This window comes from Streptomyces sp. NPDC085900 (genome assembly GCF_044540925.1).
In the GTDB taxonomy this organism is placed as follows: Bacteria; Actinomycetota; Actinomycetes; order Streptomycetales; family Streptomycetaceae; genus Streptomyces; species Streptomyces gilvifuscus.
In genome coordinates this window covers 736,381-752,245 of the sequence record NZ_JBITSP010000002.1, presented here as the reverse complement: position 1 = coordinate 752,245, position 15,865 = coordinate 736,381, and the positions used below count along the sequence as shown (strand labels likewise).

Genomic DNA, 15,865 nt, shown 5'->3' with positions numbered 1-15,865 from the left:
GGAACATCCGGCGAGGAGGGCTGTCATGGCGGAACGCGCGGTCGGCAACAGTGTCGTGGTGGGGGTCGACGGGTCGGAGGCGTCGGTGGCGGCACTGCGCTGGGCGGCCCGGCAGGCGCGGGCCCTGGACGCGACCGTCGTCGCCGTGCACGCCTGGCAACGGCCCGGGCTCGCCCCCTACGCTCCCGCCACGACACGGCCGACGGCCGCCGAACAGCGCGGCGGCGCGACGCGGCTGCTCACCGCGACGCTCCGCGAGGTCTTCGGGCCGCAGGACGACGGTGCCGTACGCGCCGTCGTGGCCGAGGGGGCACCGGCCCGCATCCTGGTCCAGCAGGCGCGGGGCGCCGTACTGCTGGCGCTCGGGCGCACCCCGCGCGGCGGACACGGCGAGCACGCGGCGGGAGCGGTCGTGCGTGCCTGCCTGGAGCAGGCGACGGTGCCCGTCGTCACGGTGCCGGGGAACCGGCGATCCGTCCCTGCGCTCTCGGCGGCCGGGACTACGGGTCAACCCGTCGACCAGGCCCCGCGGCACGGCGCCCGCTGGACGTGCACCGTCGCCGGCTGAACGCGGGTGACGCCAGGGTGATCTGACATCTCCTCAGGCAGGTGGCGAACCCCCTTCCCTGGCTTCCAGCCTGTGCGGGTGCCGTGGGCGGACGAAGGGGCCGACCGGCCCGGGAAGGGGACGGTCGGGTCATGCGCCGCGCGCCGACGACCGTTCCACGCTGGGGTGAAGAGATTTCCGGGAGGGATTGGTCATGGCATCGGTCACCTTCGAGAAGGCCACCCGCCGCTTCGCGGGCATGGAGCGTCCGGCGGTCAGCGACCTCGATCTGGACATCGCCGACGGGGAGTTCATGGTTCTGGTCGGGCCGTCCGGCTGCGGCAAGTCCACCAGCCTGCGCATGCTCGCCGGGCTCGAGGACGTCGACTCCGGCACGATCCGCATCGGCGAGCGGGACGTGACCCATCTGCCGCCCAAGGACCGCGACATCGCGATGGTCTTCCAGAACTACGCCCTGTACCCGCACATGACGACGGCCGACAACATGGGCTTCGCCCTGAAGATCGCGCGCATGCCCAAGCCACGGGTGAGGGAACGGGTACTGGAGGCCGCCGCGATCCTCGACCTTCAGGAGTACCTCGACCGCAAGCCGAAGTCGCTCTCCGGCGGCCAGCGGCAGCGCGTCGCCATGGGGCGGGCCATCGTGCGCGAGCCGCGGGTGTTCCTGATGGACGAGCCGCTGTCCAACCTGGACGCCAAGCTGCGGGTGCAGACCCGCACCCAGATAGCGGTGCTGCAGCGCCGGCTGGGCACCACCACGGTGTACGTCACCCACGACCAGGTCGAGGCCATGACCATGGGCGACCGGCTGGCCGTCCTCAAGGACGGGGTGCTGCAGCAGGTCGGCACGCCCGAGGAGGTCTTCGAGCGGCCGGCCAACACCTTCGTCGGCGGCTTCATCGGCTCGCCCGCGATGAACCTGTTCCGGCTGCCGCTGACGTCGGACGGGGTACGGCTGGACGGGCTGACCGTGCCGCTGCCCCGTGACGTCCTGCGGTCCGCGTCCGCCGAGGACGCCACCGAGATCGCGCTCGGTGTCCGGCCCGAGCAGTTCCGGATCCTCTCGCCGGAGGACGACAAGACCCCGGCGCTGGACCTCGTCGTCGACGCGGTCGAGGACACCGGCTCCGTCGCCTACCTGCACGCGAGCGCCCGGGTCGGCGGGGGCAGCGCGCCGATCGTCGTCCGGCTGCCCGGGCGTGCCACGCAGGGCAAGGGGGCGCGGGTCCGGGTCGTGGTGCGCGCGGACGCCGTGCACTGCTTCTCGGCCACCACGGGACTGCGGCTCGACGAGGGTGCGGGGACGGTCCTGACGGAGCCTGCCGCCGGCCCCGAGGACGCCGCACCGCAGGACACCGCTCCGCGGGACACCGGTGCGCAGGACGCGCCGGGCGCCGCGGCGGCCTCGGCATGACGTCCCGGCCGGCGGGCCGTTCGGCCCTGTCCCGGTCCCCGGCAGGGGCGCAGGCTGGGAGATGAGCGGAGGAACCCGTTCGTCCGGGTGCCTGCTCCTCACCCTCCGCCCGGGAGTGATCACGATGCAAGCCAAGCAGTGGACGGTACAGATCTTCATCAGTGAGGACGGCGACGAGACCCACGCGCGGGCCGTGCTCACCACCCGGGACACCGCGACGGTCACCGGCCGGGGCGTGGCCCGCAAGAACCCGGTCGACCGCCCGATCCCCGAGATCGGCGACGAACTGGCCGCCAGCCGTGCGCTGGAGGACCTCGCGATCCGCCTGCACGACGTCGCCTCCGACGACATCGTCGAGCTGGCGGGGCCCGCGCAACGGTGACGGCCCGCCTTCGGCGGCCGTCGGCCGGGGACACCCCCGCCGACGGCCGCCGTTCGTCCGCGACCGTCGCTGGAAGGCCGCCTGCGCGACGATCACTGGAAGGCCGCGTGCACCTCGTCCTCCGTCGCCTCGTGCGACACGACGAGGATCTCGTCCCCGGCCCGCAGAACCAGCTCTTTTGCCGGCACGACGGGGCCGCCGTCCCGGATGACCGCGGCGAGGACCGTGCTCGCCGGCAGTGTGATGTCCGCAAGCGTGCGGCCGACAGCGCGCGAGCGGGCCGTGATGGTGGTCTCGATGACGTTCACACCGGACTTGCTCAGCCGCAGCAGGGCGACGGTGTCGGTGGCTCCGGCGGCCTCCTCGATGAGCGAGATGAGGGGCATGGCGGCGGGTACGGCGGCGTCGACGCCCCAGTTCCGGTCGAACAGCCAGGCGTTCTCGGTGTCGTTGACCCGGGCCACCACCCTCTCGACCCCGAACTGGCGCTTGGCGAGGAGGCTGATGACGAGGTTGTCCTCGTCCTCACCGGTGGTCGCGACGACGAGGTCGGCCGAGTGCGCGCCGGCGCGTTCGAGGACCGAGGGTTCGCAGGCGTCCCCGACCTCCAGCCGCGCCGGCAGCCGGTCGTGGAGGGCGGCGACGCGGTCGTCGTCGCGGTCGACGACGGTGACCTGGTTGCCCGCGGCCGCCATCACCTGGGCGACCTGCCTGCCGAGCCGGCCGGCGCCGGCGACGATGACCTTCATGTGCCGAGCTCCTTGTCGAGGAAGCCGCGCAACCGGGTCAGTGCCTCGGCGGACACGGCGAAGGTGATCAGATCGTCCGGTTCGGCGGGGGTGCTGCGCGTCGGCAGGAACGAGCGCCCGCCTCGGGTGACCTCGACGAGCCGGATCTCGCCGTCGACCTCCAGTTCGCCGAGCCGCCGGCCGGTGAGGTGGGCGGGCAGTTGGGAGCGCAGCAGCAGCGTCTCGCCGTTGCCGAAGCCGAGTTCGGGGGTGAGGTGGCGGTGCAGCAGCATCTCGTGGAGCCGGTTCACCGTCCAGCGGACGCTGGCGATGGTGGGGATGCCGAGGTCGCGGTAGATGTCGGCGCGCCTCGGGTCGTAGATGCGGGCCAGGACGATCGGCACGCGGTAGGTCTCCTTGGCGGTCCTGGCGCTGACGATGTTGGTGTTGTCCCCGGAGGTGACCGCGACGAACGCGTCGGCGTGCTCGATGCCGGCCGCCTCCAGCAGGGTGCGGCTGAAGCCGTTTCCGTGCAGGACCTGTCCGGGGAAGCCGGCCGGCAGCAGGGTGCGGGTCTTCGGCTCGCGGTCGATGATCCGCACGTCGTGGCCCTCGTTGACCAGCCGGGTGGCGAGGGCGGAGCCGACCCGGCCGCAGCCCACGATGACGACCCTCATGGCTGTTTCCTCTCTGGCTGGTGCGGTGGTGTGCGGCGCAGCCACGCCTTGCGGGTTTCCTCGGCGGCCAGCAGCAGCACCCCGAAGCCGGTGAGTACCGCCCAGTCGGTGGCCGAGATCGGCGCGGTGTTGAAGACGGCCTGCAGGGGCGGCGCGTAGCTGATGGCGGCCATCAGCGCGATGCCGAAGCAGCCGGCGGCCAGCAGCCGCGGGTTGGAGAACAGGCCGACGCGGAAGACGCTCTCGCGGTCGGTGCGCACGGCCAGGGCGTTGAAGAACTGGCTGACGACGATGGCGGCCTGGGTCAGGGTGATGGCCTTGCGGTAGGCGGGGGTGTCCGTGGTGAAGTCGGCGAAGGGGATGCCGGCGGAGTGCACCTGCCAGAAGAACACCGCGCACACGCCGATGGACTGCACGAAGCCGAGGAAGAGGAAGCGGCGCACGAGCACGGCGGAGAACAGCCGTTCGCGCCGGCCGCGGGGCGGGCGCTCCATGGTGTCGGGCTCGGGTGGCTCGGCGCCGAGCGCCAGGGCGGGCAGTACGTCGGAGCCCAGGTCGATCGCCAGGATCTGCACGGCGCTCAGCGGGACCAGCGGAAAGCCGACGAAGGTGGCTACCAGAATCGGGGTCAGCTCGGCGATGTTGTGGCTGAAGAGGTAGGTCAGGAACTTGCCGATGTTGCGGTAGACGGAGCGGCCGAGTTCGACGGCCGCGGTGATGGAGGCGAAGGAGTCGTCGAGCAGCACCATCACGGAGGCCTCGCGGGCGACGTCGGTGCCGCCGGCGCCCATGGAGACGCCGATGTCGGCGTGTTTGAGCGCGGGCGCGTCGTTGGCGCCGTCGCCGGTGACCGCGACGACCTCTCCGCGCTTCTGGAAGGCGGCCACGACCCGCATCTTGTGCTCGGGGCTGACCCGGCACAGCAGCAGTTCTCCCGGAGCCGCGAGCACCGCGTCGAGTTCCTCGGCGTTCATCTCGCCGAGCCGGGCCCCGGTCACCACGGTGGGGGCGGCCCCGGTGACGATGCCGACCCTGCGGGCGACGGCCTCCGCGGTGAGCGGGTGGTCGCCGGTGACCATGACGATGCGGATGCCGGCCTTGCGACAGGCCTCGACGGCGGCGGAGACCTCGGGCCGGGGCGGGTCGAACATGCCGATGAGGCCCAGCAGGGTCAGCCCGGACTCGGCCTCCGCGCTGTCGCCGGGCGCCGAGGTCACGGGGCGCAGGGCCGCGGCCAGGACGCGCAGCCCTTGGGCGGCCATGGTGTCGTTGGCCTCGGTGACACGGGCGCGCAGCTCGTCGGTGAGGGGCCGGGAGGTGCCGTCCAGCAGGAGGTGTGTGCAGCGGGCGAGGAGTTCCTGGGGCGCGCCCTTCGCGCACACGACATCGCCCTCGGGCGTGCGGTGGACGGTGCTCATCAGCTTGCGGACGGGGTCGAAGGGGAACTCCGCGATGCGCGGCGCGGCGGCCCGTTCGGTGGCCGGGTCGAGACCGGCCTTGGCCGCGGCGACCAGGATCGCGCCCTCCGTGGTGTCGCCGAGGACCCGCCAGTCGGCCTGCTCGTCCGGCGCCAGCAGCCGGGCGTCGGAGCACAGCACGCCGACGCGCAACAGGTCCCGTACGGACTCCGGATCGGTGACGGCGCCGACGGGGGCGTAGCCGACGCCGGACACCTCGTGCCAACTCCCGCCGCTCCACAAGCGGGTGACGGTCATCTCGGCCTGGGTCAGCGTGCCGGTCTTGTCCGTGCAGATCACCGTGGTGGAGCCCAGGGCCTCCACCGCCAGCAGCTTCTTGACCAGCGCCTGGCGGCGGGCCATGCGGCGGACGCCGATGGCCAGGGACACCGACAGGGTGGCGGGCAGTCCCTCGGGGACCAGGGCGACCATCACGCCGAGCGCGAAGACGAAGGTGGACACCAGCGGCTGCCCGCTCTGCAGGCGGACGGCTAGGACGAGCAGGCCGATGGCGACGGCCAGGACGGCCACCCGGCGGGCCATGGAGGCCACCTGCTGCTGCAGCGGGGTCTGCTGCTGCGGTGCCTCCTGGGTGAGCCGGTAGATCCGGCCGAACTCGGTGTCGGCGCCGATGGCGAACACGACCGCCTTACCCGATCCGGAGACCGCCGTGGTGCCCATGAACACGCAGTTGCGCGAGTCGAGGACGGTGGCGGCCGTCGTGGGCTCCTCCACCCGGCCGACGGCGACGCTCTCCCCGGTCAGGGAGGCGTTGTTGACCGTCAGGCCGTGGCCCTCGACGACGCGGCAGTCCGCCGGTACGGCGTCCCCCGCCTCCAGGACCACGAGGTCGCCGAGGACGAGCGCCGACGTGGGCAGTTCCACGCGTTCGCCGTCGCGCAGCACCCGGCAGGTGTGCGGCACCATCGCCTGCAGCGACTGGGCGGTGCGCTCCGCCGAGTACTCCTGGACGAAGCCGATGACCGCGTTGAGCACCACCACGCCGAGGATCGCGAAGGCCAGCTGCAGGTTGCCCACGTCGCGGGGCTCCTGCAGGGCGTAGGCGACGAAGGTCAGGGCCGAGGCGACGATCAGCAGGATCGCGAACAGATCGGTGAACTGGGCGAAGAAGCGTCGCCACAGTCCCCTGCGGCGAGGTTGCGGCAGTTCGTTGGGTCCGTGGAGCTGCATGCGCCGCTCGGCCTCCGCCGCGGCCAGGCCCCGCCGTGAGGTGCCGAGCTGGGCGAGCACCTCGTCGGCCCGCTGCCGGGGCAGCGGGGGCCCGGATGCGCGGGGTGCGGGCACCGTGCCGCTTTCCGGACCGGGTGCGAGCCGCTGAGCGACGCTGTCCTTGTCCACAGGAAGCCCTCCGGACTCCGAGACGACCTCGCTCCAGCTTCGGCGTGCGGCCACCCGGCTGCCATGGGTCATGTGACCCCCGGGTGGGGCCGAGCGGATCCGGGGGCGAGCAAGTCCGGGGCGGGTCATGCCCGCTCGTCCGGGCGCCGCCGGGCCGGAGGTCGCGGTGATCCGTGCCCCGCGGCCTGTCACGCCGGGCAGGGGGCCACGCCTCGCGTCCCTGGACACCCGGTGGCCCGGGGCGTGGGCGGCCCTGATCCGTGCCCCGCAGCCTGTCACGCCGAGTCAGGGGCGGCCCGCGGGATCAGGCCCCTCGCTCCGTTACACCCGGTGGCCAGGGGCCTGGGCGGCCCGGAGTCGGCGGGTGCGCCACCCCGCCGCCCGTCATCCCCGGTCGTCCGAGGCACGGGCCGCCCAGCGGCGTCGTACCGCGTCCTCGTGTTCGCTCTGTTCCAGGGCGGCGTCCGCGCGGGCCAGGGCGTGTTCCAGGCGGGGGATCCAGTGGCGTTGCAGGGCTCGGACGCGCTGGCGGGTGCGCAGGACCTCCGCGCCGATCTCGCGTGCCGCGGCGCGGGCGACGGCGTGGTCGGCGGCGGCCCGTACCGCCTCGGCGTAGGCGGCCTCGGCATGGACCAGCGCGGTGTTCGCGGGCGCGGGACTGTCCGGTTCGCGTCGCGGCAGCGCGCAGGAGGCCGTCTCGGGGTGGCGTACGCCCATCGTGGAGGTCCGGACGACGTCGATCTCGGCGGGGTGTGCGGGCGCCGGCGCCTCCAGCGCCTCGTCGCCGCCCAGCAGCAGCCCGCGCCGCAGCCAGGTCTCGGCCTCGCGCAGCCGCTCGTGCCAGGCGTCGCGCGCGCTCTCCTCGGCGGCCAGCAGCCTCTCGTGGCGGGCGCGCAGGATGCGCAGCTTCTGGTCGAGCAGGTCGGCGCCGCGGCGGGCGACGTCCAGGCTGTGGCGCAGTCTCATCCGGCCGGCCCGGCCGGGCGGGGTCCGCAGGTCCTTCACGGGGCTCACCCGCCTTCCGGTGCCGCGTGGGCGTCGAGGAACTCGGCGGGCAGCATGGACAGTTGGCTGCGCGGCAGGGTGAGCAGCACCTGCCAGGCGCGCTCCAGCGTCTGCTCCAGCGTGCGCCGTTCGTCGCGGCGCTGGTCGACGAAGTCGTGCGCGAACGCCTCGTCGAAGGCCAGGTAGCGGCGGTCGGTGGGGCTGAGCGCCGCCTGCCCGATCAGGTCGGCCAGTTCCCGGACCTGGCGGGCCCGGGCCAGTGCGGCGAGCAGCTGGGCGGCGACGTCGAGGTGGTCGTCGCGGGTGCGGCCGGGGCCGGCGCCCTTGCGCATGAGCCGGGACAGCGAGGACAGGGCGTCGACGGGCGGGTAGACGCCCTTGGCGTGCATCTCGCGGGAGAGGACGACCTGTCCTTCGGTGATGTACCCGGTGAGGTCCGGGACGGGGTGCGTGATGTCACCGGCCGGCATGGTGAGCAGCGGCAGCACGGTCACCGATCCCGGCAGCCCGCGGATGCGTCCGCAGCGCTCGTACAGGGACGCCAGGTCGCTGTAGAGGTAGCCGGGGTAGGCGCGGCGGGCCGGGATCTCGCCGCGGGCCGCGGAGACCTCGCGCAGCGCCTCGGCGTAGCTGGTCATGTCGGTCATCACCACCAGCACGTGCCGGCCGCCGGTGAACGCCAGGTGCTCGGCGACGGTCAGCGCGATGCGCGGGGTGAGGATGCGTTCGATCACCGGGTCGGCGGCGGTGTTGAGCAGCAGCACCAGCTCGCCCGCCGCGGAGCGCTCCTCCAGCGCGTCGCACACGAACCCGGCGTCCGCGTGGGTGACCCCCATGGCGGCGAACACGACGCTGAACGGCTCTCCCCCGGCCGTCGACTGGGCCGCGATCTGGGCGGCCAGCTCCAGGTGCGGCAGGCCCGCCGCGGAGAACACCGGCAGCTTCTGACCGCGTACGAGGGTGGTCAGGGCGTCCACCGCGCTGATACCGGTGAGCACCGGTTCGGCCGGCGGCTCGCGGCGCACGGGGTTGACGGGGTTGCCGCCGACCGCCGAGGTGGTGGAGCCGAAGACGGGTGGCCCTCCGTCGAGGGGTTCGCCCCGGCCGTTGCAGACCCGGCCCAGCCAGCCGGGGCCCACCGGGATCCGCAGCGGCGTGCCGGTGAAGGCGGCCCGGATGCGCAGCGGGTCGATCTCTGCGGTGTCCTCCAGCACCTGTACGACGGCGGTGCCGCGGTCGACGTCGAGGACGAGTCCGTGCCGCTGCTCGCCGGAGTCGAGGGTGAACAGCACGAACTCGTCCCAGCCGACGCCCTCGACCTTGTCGACGACGACGAGGGGGCCGCGCAGTTCACGGATGGAGGTGTACTCGACGAGGCCCCAGTCCGGCGTGTCCGTCATGTCAGCTCCCCCAGTCGGTCGAGCATGCTCCGGCCGAGTGCCCGTACGGTGTCCGCGTCGTGCGGCCCCGCTTCCTCGCGGGCGCGCAGTACGGGTGTGAAGTCGGCGTCCTCGATGTGTGCCGCGGGCACTCCGGCGTCGGCCAGTTCGCGGCAGCGGTCGACCACGCCGAGGACCGCCTCGGCCAGCGCGGCCGTCTTCTCCGCTCCGCTGTAGGCGTCCCGCCGCGACAGGGCGCTCTGCTGGAGGACCCCTTCGCGTACGAGCCGGCCGCCCAGGACACTGACGCGCTCCTGCGCGGGCAGCGCGGTGATGCCGACGAGGTCGACGAGGTCGGCGAGCCGGTCGGCCTCCGCGAGCAGACCGGCGACCCGGGCGCGCCGGGCCGGCCAGTCCGGGTCGTCGGTCGCGGCGCGGCGGGCGCCGAGGGCCTCGGCGTCGCGGGAGAAGGACTCCGCCCAGGAGACGGCCGGGTAGTGGCGGGCGTAGGCGAGTTCGCGGTCCAGGGTCCACAGACAGCGCACGAAGCGCTGGGTGTGCGAGGTGACCGGTTCGGCCATGTCGCCGCCGGGCGGGGACACCGCGCCGATGACCGTCACCGAGCCGCTGCGGCCGCCGAGGGTGGTGACCGCGCCGGCCCGTTCGTAGAAGGCGGCGATCGCCGAGGCGAGGCCGGCCGGGTAGCCCTCCTCGGCGGGCAGGGCCCCGGTACGGGAGGCGAACTCGCGCAGCGCCTCGGCCCAGCGCGAGGTGGAGTCGGCGATGACGACCACGTCCAGGCCCATGTCCCGGAAGTACTCGGCGACCGTCACACCCGTGTGGATGCTGGCCTCGCGGGCCATCATCGGCATGTTGGACGTGTTGGCGACGATCACGGTCCGGTCGGCGAGCCGGCCGCCGGTGCGCGGGTCGGTGAGCGCGCCGAACTCGTCGATGACGTCGGCCATCTCGTTGCCGCGCTCCCCGCAGCCGACGTAGACGATGACGTCGGCGTCGCACCACTTGGCGATCTGCTGCAGCAGCACGGTCTTGCCGGTGCCGAAGCCGCCGGGGACGGCGACGGTGCCGCCGAGGGCCACCGGGAAGAGCAGGTCGATGGCGCGCTGCCCGGTGCCCAGGGCGCGGGGCGAGTCGAGACGTTCGCGGACGGGACGGGGGGTGCGGACGGGCCAGGGGGTGGTAATGCGTACGGGGGTGCCGGCGACGGATGCGACGACGGCGTCGGCGCTGTGGCGGCCGGCGCCCGCGACGTGGTCCACGGCGCCGGACCGGCCGGGCGGCACCAGCACCTTGAGCGGCACGGGTCCGGGGCCGTGGATCTCCCCGAGTACGTCGCCCTGCGCGACGAGGTCGCCCGCCGAGGCCCGTGGCACGAACTCCCACTGGCGTGCCGGCCCGCTCCCGCGGCCGGCGGCGCCGGGTTCCAGCCAGGCGCCGGCCGTGGCGAGGGGGCGCAGCAGGCCGTCGAAGACCCCGCCCAGCAGGCCGGGGCCGAGCGGCGCGGACAGGGGCCGGCCGAGCGGGCGGGCCCGCGCGCCGGGGGCCAGGCCGCCCGTGTACTCGTACGCCTGGACGGTGACGACCCGGTCCCGGATGGCGACGACCTCACCGGGCAGTTCCGCCTCGCCCAGCGCGACCAGGTCGTTCATCGCGGTGCCGGTGACGTACTCGGCCTCCACGAGTGGTCCGGCGACGCGCAGGATGCGGCCGTCCGCCGACGACACGTCCGTCATGGTGCCCACAGCTCCTCCGCCTCCCCGTCGATGCGCTCCAGCGCCCGCAGGGCGAGCGCGGTCAGGCCGCAGTCGAGCCTGCGGTCCGCCGTCCGTCCGGTCACTCCCCCGCGCGGGGCCTCGGTGATCTCGGCGTCCGGGCCCAGCGCGGCGCGTACGTGGGCGGCCAGCCGGGCGCGCAGAGCCGGGTAGGAGTCCGCGTGCCGCAGGTCCTCGACGCCGGCCACCACCCGTCGGCGCAGTTCCTCCCAGCACTCCCGGCGGGCGGCGAGTTCGCGGGCGCGGGCGGTCCGGCGGGCCCGGGCCCGGGCGGCGTCGCGGGCCGCCGCCGCGTCGGCCTCGCCCATGCCGCGGGCCTCGTCCAGAATCGCGGCGGCCCGCCCGTCGGCCTCGGCCAGCACGGCCCGGACCTCGGCATCGGCCGCGGCCGACAGTGCATCGGCCTCGGCGCGCGCGGCCCGCAGCAACTGCGCACGCACCGGTTCAAGTGCGACGTCGGCCGAAGCAGGAGGCGGGTTCCTCATACCGGCACCACCACCACGAACGGCGTCTGAACACCGAGGGCATCAGCGGCACGCGGCAACCGCGCACGCACCGGAGACAGGGTCCTCATGGCGGCATCACCGCCACGAGCGGCTCCTGCCCGTCGACGGCCTCGGGGGCGAGGGCGTGGGCGGCCGTCGGTGTGAGGATGACCAGGTCCACGTCCGGCGGCAGGTTCCGCCAGGCGGCGCGTGCGTCGTCCGCGCTCTCGGCGGGGCTCAACAGGACGCCCGCGGACGCCAGTCCGAGGATGCTCAGGGGTTCCCCGATCGCCGCGATGTGTCCCATGGTCAGGTCTTCCCGAGCAGGATGACGGCGACGACCAGGCCGTAGATGGCGATGCCCTCGGCGAGGCCGACGATGACCATGGCCCGGCCGAAGAGTTCGGGGCGTTCGCTCATCGCCGCCAGCGCGGCGGCGCCGGTGTAGGCGACGGCGATCGCCGCGCCGATCGAGGCGCCGGCGACCGCGATGGCGGCGCCGATGAACGCCGCGGAGGCCGAGCCGGAGCTCTGCGCGGCGGCGGTGGCCGGCTGGGCCTGCGCCGCACCGCCGCTCAGGGCGACGATCAGCAGCGCCAGCGCCCCGGCGAACAGGGCCGCATCCACCGCGAGGATTGCCCGCAGGGCCCCTCGGCCGCGGTGGCGCAGGAGTCGGCGGGTGACGGCGAAGGCCCCGACGAGAACGGGGAGCGCGATCAGCCAGGCGATCATGTGGTCACCTCCGTTTCGTGTCGTACGGGTGCGTGGGAGGGCTCCGTGGGCACGTGCCAGGGCTTGAACGGCCGGCCCTCGGCGTCGAAGACCCGGGAGAACAGTTCGTAGAACTCCAGGCGCAGCGCCTGGATCCCGGCGACCAGCGCCTCCAGCGCGAAGGCGAGGGCGTTGCCCAGGAGGAAGACGAGGAGCGCGGCGGCCAGGGCCAGGGGGCCGCGGCCGGCCAGAGCCGTGGTGGCCTGCCAGACGATGCCGCCGAGCGCGGCGTGGGTCAGTCCGAAGGCCGCGAGCCGTGCGAAGGAGACGGTGTTCGAACCGATGCGGACCACGACGTCGAAGAGCTGGACCCCCGTCTGCAGGAGGCCGGAGGCGCCGCCCCCCGACTCCGCGCTCAGCCCGACGCCGACCAGCACGAGTCCGGTGACTGCGAGCGCCGCTCCGGTCCAGGTGAGGGCGGGGGTGTGCAGCAGCACTCCCCCGGCGGCGAGCGCGAGGCCGAGGAACACCGCGGCGCCGGCGATGCCGGAGGCCGCGTACAGCGCGCGGCCCGGCCCGTTCTCCCGCCAGCGGTTGACGATGCCCGCCGCGTAGGCCAGGGCGAGCAGGAACGCACCGAACACGACGGCGCTCGCCAGGAGCCGCAGGGGCTCGTCCAGCGGGTCGAGCCACAGCACGGGCAGCACGCCGGTCGGGCCGAAGAACTCGCCGTAGGCGAACCCGGCCAGGGTGCTGGTGAGCCCCGCTCCGGCGACGAACGGCCACAGCGGTCGCAGCGGGGCGAGCCGGCGGGGGCGGCCGAGCCGCAGCAGCAGGGCGCCGAGGAGGAGCAGGGCGCCGTGGCCGGCGTCGCCGAACATCATCCCGAACATGACGACGTAGGCGATTCCGGCGGGGAGCGTGGGGTCGATGTCGGCGTAGGGGACGGTGCCGTAGGTGCGCACCAGGGGGCCGAAGGAGCGCCGGACGGGGCTGGTCGCGGTCAGCAGGGTGGGCGGGTCGATGCCGCGGGGTGCCCGCAGGGGTACGAGGGCGCCGCCGGCGTCGGCCAGGTCGGCGCCGAGCCGGGGCACGTCCGTCACGGGGCACCAGCCGGCCAGCGCGGCCGCCGGACCGCGCCGTACCGCGGCCGCCCGGTGCTCCTCGAGCTGGGCCTCGCCGGCCAGCAGGTCGGTACGGCCCGCCGCCTGCAGTTCCCGCAGGTCGGGAGGGGTGGGTGACAGCAGGGGCGGGGCGGCTTCGGTGCGCAGCGCCTGCAGGGCCCGCGCGGCCGGTCCCGTGCCGTGGGGCGCGTCGTCGGGGTGGTCCAGTTCCACGCAGCCGGCGTCGGCGACCCGCACCAGGACGTCCCGCAGGGCGCCGCGGGTGGCGACGACGGCCACCCGCTGCATGCGGACCGGTGCCGCGCGGACGGGGGAGTCACTCCAGGAGGTCATCGAACGCCTCCCGGGCCCGGCCCTCGTGCGCGGCGGCCAGCAGGGCGGCGCGCAGCCGCCAGGCGTCGGCGGACAGCACCGCGACGGCGCCCACGACGGGGGTCACGCCGAAGTCGGCCTTGTGCAGCATCTCCAGGCCGTCCCTTTCGACGGCGGCCCACCAGCGGCCCTCGGCCCGCCAGAGTTCGGCGGGCCGCACGGCGTCCTTCAGCGCCCAGCGCGCCGCCGAGGGCAGACGGGCGCGGAAGTCGTCGTAGGAGACGGCCTGCACGGCGGACCGGCCGAGGATGCGCTCGGCGTACCCGGCGGCCCGTCCGGTCGGCGGGCGGTCCAGGAGGTAGGACTCGCGGGCCAGCAGCAGCGCGGTGTCCCCCGCCGCCCAGCGGGCCGCCTGCGGCAGGTCGGCCACGACGCCGGCGGCGGCGGACAGCCGCATCCCGGTCAGCACGGCCGCCGCGGACTCGCCGCCGGGGTCCCCCCAGGGTGAGGCGGTCAGCACGGCCCGCACCCCGCGCGCGTCGGACGTCCGCGCCAGTCGCGGCCAGGCGGTGGCGAGCGCGCCCAAGCGGTACGGGGCCGGGCGTGGCTCCCCGGCCAGGGCGCGCAGATGGTCGCGGGTGTTGGCGATCTCGAAGCCGGCGGCGAGCCGGCGCAGGGCGGCGACACCCGCCCGGGGCTGCCATCCGGCGAGCACGCGCAGCTGCCACAGGAGGGCGGCCGAGACCGCGCGGCCCGCCGCGGCGGCCTCGGCCTCCGTCTCGCGGACCTTGCGGTAGCGGGTGTTCGCCAGGGCGCGCAGGGCCTCGGTGAGGGTTGCGGAGGCGGCCAGCTCGCGTGCGCCGTCGGGGCCGAGGCGTCCGACGGCCATGGACCTGGCCCGTGTCACCCCCGCGACCCAGCCGGCGCCCATCTCGGCCTCCTACTCCGGTCCGCTTCGCTCGGCGGGCAGGCCCAGGCCGGCGGCGACCCGCGCCACGACCCGGGCGGCGAGGTCGGGGGTGCGGGCGCGCGCCCGTGCCCGCAGCGCCTCGGTCTCACGCCGCGACACGGCGTCCGCCCGCTCGGCCTCGGCGGCAGCCTCCCGCCGTATCCGGGCCGCGGTCTCGTTCCTGACGTCCAGGGCACGTGCCCGCGCCTGCCGCACCGTCTCCTCGGCCTGCCGCCGCGCGGCCAGGCGCCGTTCGTCGGCCTCGCGGGCCGCCTCGGCGCGGATGCGGTCGGCCTCGGCCGCCGTGTCGTCCAGCCGGGTCAGCGGGGGCTGCAGTTCGGTCGTGAGCTCGCCCGACCGGTCGCCGGGGACACCGCCCGGCGCGGCCGGACCGGGCGAGCCGGCCGGCCGGAGTCGTATGCGGAACTCTCGGAACCCGGGCATGAGAACCTCCGGACCCGGCGCGGGTGCCCGCCGTGGCCCACTCTCACGCTACGAAGGCGGACGAAGGTCTTCCAGGGCTGGTTCGCCCCGGGGAAGGGACCGGTCGGCCCTGTCAGCGCCCACCGCGTCGGCGAGACGGTAAGAGCAGGAGGGGTGTGGTCTCCACGCACGCTGGGAGGTAGCCATGAGCGACCGAGAGGCACGAGAACACGCCGCCGCGTCGGTGGAAGCCCGGCATGCCGTGCCGACCTTCGCGCCGTCGCCGGTGGAAGACCTCCATCAGGACATGATGGTGCGCTACCTGCAGGCGATGGCGTCCCATTCGGCGGCCGCACTGGAGACACCGGTCGCCGCCGCCACGCGCGCCGCCGAGGTCCACCACGTCCACCACAAGGCGCACAAGACAGCGGAGCTGCGGGTGCGTGACGTCATGCGGCGGTCGGTGGCGGGCGTCTCCCGCGACGCCCCGTTCCTCGACGTCGCCCGGATGCTGGCACGCCGGCAGACCGGCGCGGTGCCCGTGGTCGACGAGACCCAGCGGGTGATCGGCGTGATCGCGGAGTCCGACCTGCTCGCCCGGGCGGCGTCCATCACCGCCGGCGACCACCCCGGCGCGTTCGCCCGGATGCTGCGCCGGCATCCGCGGGACGCGGGCGCGGGGGTGACGGCGGGCATGCTGATGTCGGCGCCCGCGCTCACCGTCCACTCGTGGACCCCCGTGGTCGAGGCGGCGCGCATCGCCTCGCGCTCCCGGATCAGGCAGCTGTTCGTCACCGATCACAAGGGGCACCTGGTGGGCGTCGTCAGCCGCAGCGAGCTGCTGCACGCGATGGTGCGGGACGACGCGGCCATCCGCGCCGAGGTCCTCCACCGCGTCGTGCGGGACGAGTTGGGCATCGACCCGGCGCAGGTCGACGTCGAGGTCCACGACGGGACCGTGACGCTCAGCGGTTCGCTGGACGCCGGACGTATCCCCAAGCTGGTCGCCGAGGTGGAACGGATCGTGGACGTCGTCGCCGTGGTGGACCACCTGGTCCCCGGCTGAGCGCGCGCCGGCCGGCGCCCGTCGCCCCGTCGC

General features: G+C 74.7%; 16 protein-coding genes. 4 read left to right on the top strand and 12 right to left on the bottom strand.

Annotated elements, in window-relative coordinates:
* The first annotated feature begins 25 nt into the window (after positions 1-25).
* From ACIGDI_RS08185 to ACIGDI_RS08175, 3 genes are all read left to right on the top strand, one after another.
* Entirely contained in the window at positions 26-568 is a 543-nt protein-coding gene (locus ACIGDI_RS08185) for a universal stress protein (RefSeq protein WP_399892285.1), read from the top strand.
* 193 nt (positions 569-761) lie between these two features.
* Complete coding sequence (locus ACIGDI_RS08180; RefSeq protein ID WP_399892282.1) at positions 762-1,982, top strand: ABC transporter ATP-binding protein; 1,221 nt, start codon at positions 762-764, stop codon at positions 1,980-1,982.
* Between the two features lie 124 nt (positions 1,983-2,106).
* Positions 2,107-2,364: a DUF1876 domain-containing protein gene (locus ACIGDI_RS08175; RefSeq protein ID WP_399892279.1), complete on the top strand. Its 258-nt coding sequence runs from the start codon at positions 2,107-2,109 to the stop codon at positions 2,362-2,364.
* A 92-nt stretch (positions 2,365-2,456) separates the two neighbouring features.
* Here ACIGDI_RS08175 and ACIGDI_RS08170 read toward each other — a convergent pair whose 3' ends face one another.
* The 12 genes from ACIGDI_RS08170 to ACIGDI_RS08115 all read right to left on the bottom strand — a co-directional run bounded on the left by ACIGDI_RS08170 (position 2,457) and on the right by ACIGDI_RS08115 (position 14,787).
* Positions 2,457-3,113: a potassium channel family protein gene (locus tag ACIGDI_RS08170; protein WP_399892276.1), complete on the bottom strand. Its 657-nt coding sequence runs from the start codon at positions 3,111-3,113 to the stop codon at positions 2,457-2,459.
* Entirely contained in the window at positions 3,110-3,769 is a 660-nt protein-coding gene (locus ACIGDI_RS08165) for a TrkA family potassium uptake protein (RefSeq protein WP_351567009.1), read from the bottom strand. The genes ACIGDI_RS08170 and ACIGDI_RS08165 overlap by 4 nt, the downstream gene beginning before the upstream one ends.
* Entirely contained in the window at positions 3,766-6,657 is a 2,892-nt protein-coding gene (locus tag ACIGDI_RS08160; protein ID WP_399892272.1) for a cation-translocating P-type ATPase, read from the bottom strand. The genes ACIGDI_RS08165 and ACIGDI_RS08160 overlap by 4 nt, the downstream gene beginning before the upstream one ends.
* 312 nt (positions 6,658-6,969) lie before the next feature.
* Positions 6,970-7,590: a V-type ATP synthase subunit D gene (locus tag ACIGDI_RS08155; protein WP_399892269.1), complete on the bottom strand. Its 621-nt coding sequence runs from the start codon at positions 7,588-7,590 to the stop codon at positions 6,970-6,972.
* A gap of 5 nt (positions 7,591-7,595) precedes the next feature.
* Entirely contained in the window at positions 7,596-8,990 is a 1,395-nt protein-coding gene (locus tag ACIGDI_RS08150) for a V-type ATP synthase subunit B (RefSeq protein ID WP_399892266.1), read from the bottom strand.
* Positions 8,987-10,723, bottom strand: coding sequence for a V-type ATP synthase subunit A (locus ACIGDI_RS08145; RefSeq protein ID WP_399892263.1), 1,737 nt, complete (start codon positions 10,721-10,723; stop codon positions 8,987-8,989). The genes ACIGDI_RS08150 and ACIGDI_RS08145 overlap by 4 nt, the downstream gene beginning before the upstream one ends.
* Positions 10,720-11,202: a V-type ATP synthase subunit E family protein gene (locus ACIGDI_RS08140; protein WP_399892260.1), complete on the bottom strand. Its 483-nt coding sequence runs from the start codon at positions 11,200-11,202 to the stop codon at positions 10,720-10,722. The genes ACIGDI_RS08145 and ACIGDI_RS08140 overlap by 4 nt, the downstream gene beginning before the upstream one ends.
* A 130-nt stretch (positions 11,203-11,332) precedes the next feature.
* Positions 11,333-11,554: a hypothetical protein gene (locus ACIGDI_RS08135; protein WP_399892257.1), complete on the bottom strand. Its 222-nt coding sequence runs from the start codon at positions 11,552-11,554 to the stop codon at positions 11,333-11,335.
* Positions 11,555-11,556: 2 nt separating this feature from the next.
* Positions 11,557-11,979 (bottom strand): ATP synthase subunit C, encoded by a 423-nt coding sequence (locus tag ACIGDI_RS08130; RefSeq protein WP_200700006.1) that lies wholly within the window; start codon positions 11,977-11,979, stop codon positions 11,557-11,559.
* Positions 11,976-13,415 (bottom strand): V-type ATPase 116kDa subunit family protein, encoded by a 1,440-nt coding sequence (locus ACIGDI_RS08125; protein WP_399892253.1) that lies wholly within the window; start codon positions 13,413-13,415, stop codon positions 11,976-11,978. The genes ACIGDI_RS08130 and ACIGDI_RS08125 overlap by 4 nt, the downstream gene beginning before the upstream one ends.
* Positions 13,399-14,325: a hypothetical protein gene (locus tag ACIGDI_RS08120; protein WP_399892250.1), complete on the bottom strand. Its 927-nt coding sequence runs from the start codon at positions 14,323-14,325 to the stop codon at positions 13,399-13,401. The genes ACIGDI_RS08125 and ACIGDI_RS08120 overlap by 17 nt, the downstream gene beginning before the upstream one ends.
* Positions 14,326-14,334: 9 nt before the next feature.
* Entirely contained in the window at positions 14,335-14,787 is a 453-nt protein-coding gene (locus ACIGDI_RS08115) for a hypothetical protein (protein WP_399892247.1), read from the bottom strand.
* Between the two features lie 184 nt (positions 14,788-14,971).
* On the opposite strand from ACIGDI_RS08115, the gene ACIGDI_RS08110 reads away from it, so the two are divergent.
* Complete coding sequence (locus ACIGDI_RS08110; RefSeq protein WP_399892244.1) at positions 14,972-15,832, top strand: CBS domain-containing protein; 861 nt, start codon at positions 14,972-14,974, stop codon at positions 15,830-15,832.
* The last annotated feature ends 33 nt before the right edge of the window (positions 15,833-15,865 follow it).

Coding starts and splice junctions, on each gene's coding strand:
- ACIGDI_RS08185 (WP_399892285.1), top strand. CDS start 26: ATGGCGGAACGCGCGGTCGGCAACAGTGTCGTGGTGGGGGTCGACGGG.
- ACIGDI_RS08180 (WP_399892282.1), top strand. CDS start 762: ATGGCATCGGTCACCTTCGAGAAGGCCACCCGCCGCTTCGCGGGCATG.
- ACIGDI_RS08175 (WP_399892279.1), top strand. CDS start 2,107: ATGCAAGCCAAGCAGTGGACGGTACAGATCTTCATCAGTGAGGACGGC.
- ACIGDI_RS08170 (WP_399892276.1), bottom strand. CDS start 3,113: ATGAAGGTCATCGTCGCCGGCGCCGGCCGGCTCGGCAGGCAGGTCGCC.
- ACIGDI_RS08165 (WP_351567009.1), bottom strand. CDS start 3,769: ATGAGGGTCGTCATCGTGGGCTGCGGCCGGGTCGGCTCCGCCCTCGCC.
- ACIGDI_RS08160 (WP_399892272.1), bottom strand. CDS start 6,657: ATGACCCATGGCAGCCGGGTGGCCGCACGCCGAAGCTGGAGCGAGGTC.
- ACIGDI_RS08150 (WP_399892266.1), bottom strand. CDS start 8,990: ATGACGGACACGCCGGACTGGGGCCTCGTCGAGTACACCTCCATCCGT.
- ACIGDI_RS08145 (WP_399892263.1), bottom strand. CDS start 10,723: ATGACGGACGTGTCGTCGGCGGACGGCCGCATCCTGCGCGTCGCCGGA.
- ACIGDI_RS08135 (WP_399892257.1), bottom strand. CDS start 11,554: ATGGGACACATCGCGGCGATCGGGGAACCCCTGAGCATCCTCGGACTG.
- ACIGDI_RS08130 (WP_200700006.1), bottom strand. CDS start 11,979: ATGATCGCCTGGCTGATCGCGCTCCCCGTTCTCGTCGGGGCCTTCGCC.
- ACIGDI_RS08125 (WP_399892253.1), bottom strand. CDS start 13,415: ATGACCTCCTGGAGTGACTCCCCCGTCCGCGCGGCACCGGTCCGCATG.
- ACIGDI_RS08120 (WP_399892250.1), bottom strand. CDS start 14,325: ATGGGCGCCGGCTGGGTCGCGGGGGTGACACGGGCCAGGTCCATGGCC.
- ACIGDI_RS08115 (WP_399892247.1), bottom strand. CDS start 14,787: ATGCCCGGGTTCCGAGAGTTCCGCATACGACTCCGGCCGGCCGGCTCG.
- ACIGDI_RS08110 (WP_399892244.1), top strand. CDS start 14,972: ATGAGCGACCGAGAGGCACGAGAACACGCCGCCGCGTCGGTGGAAGCC.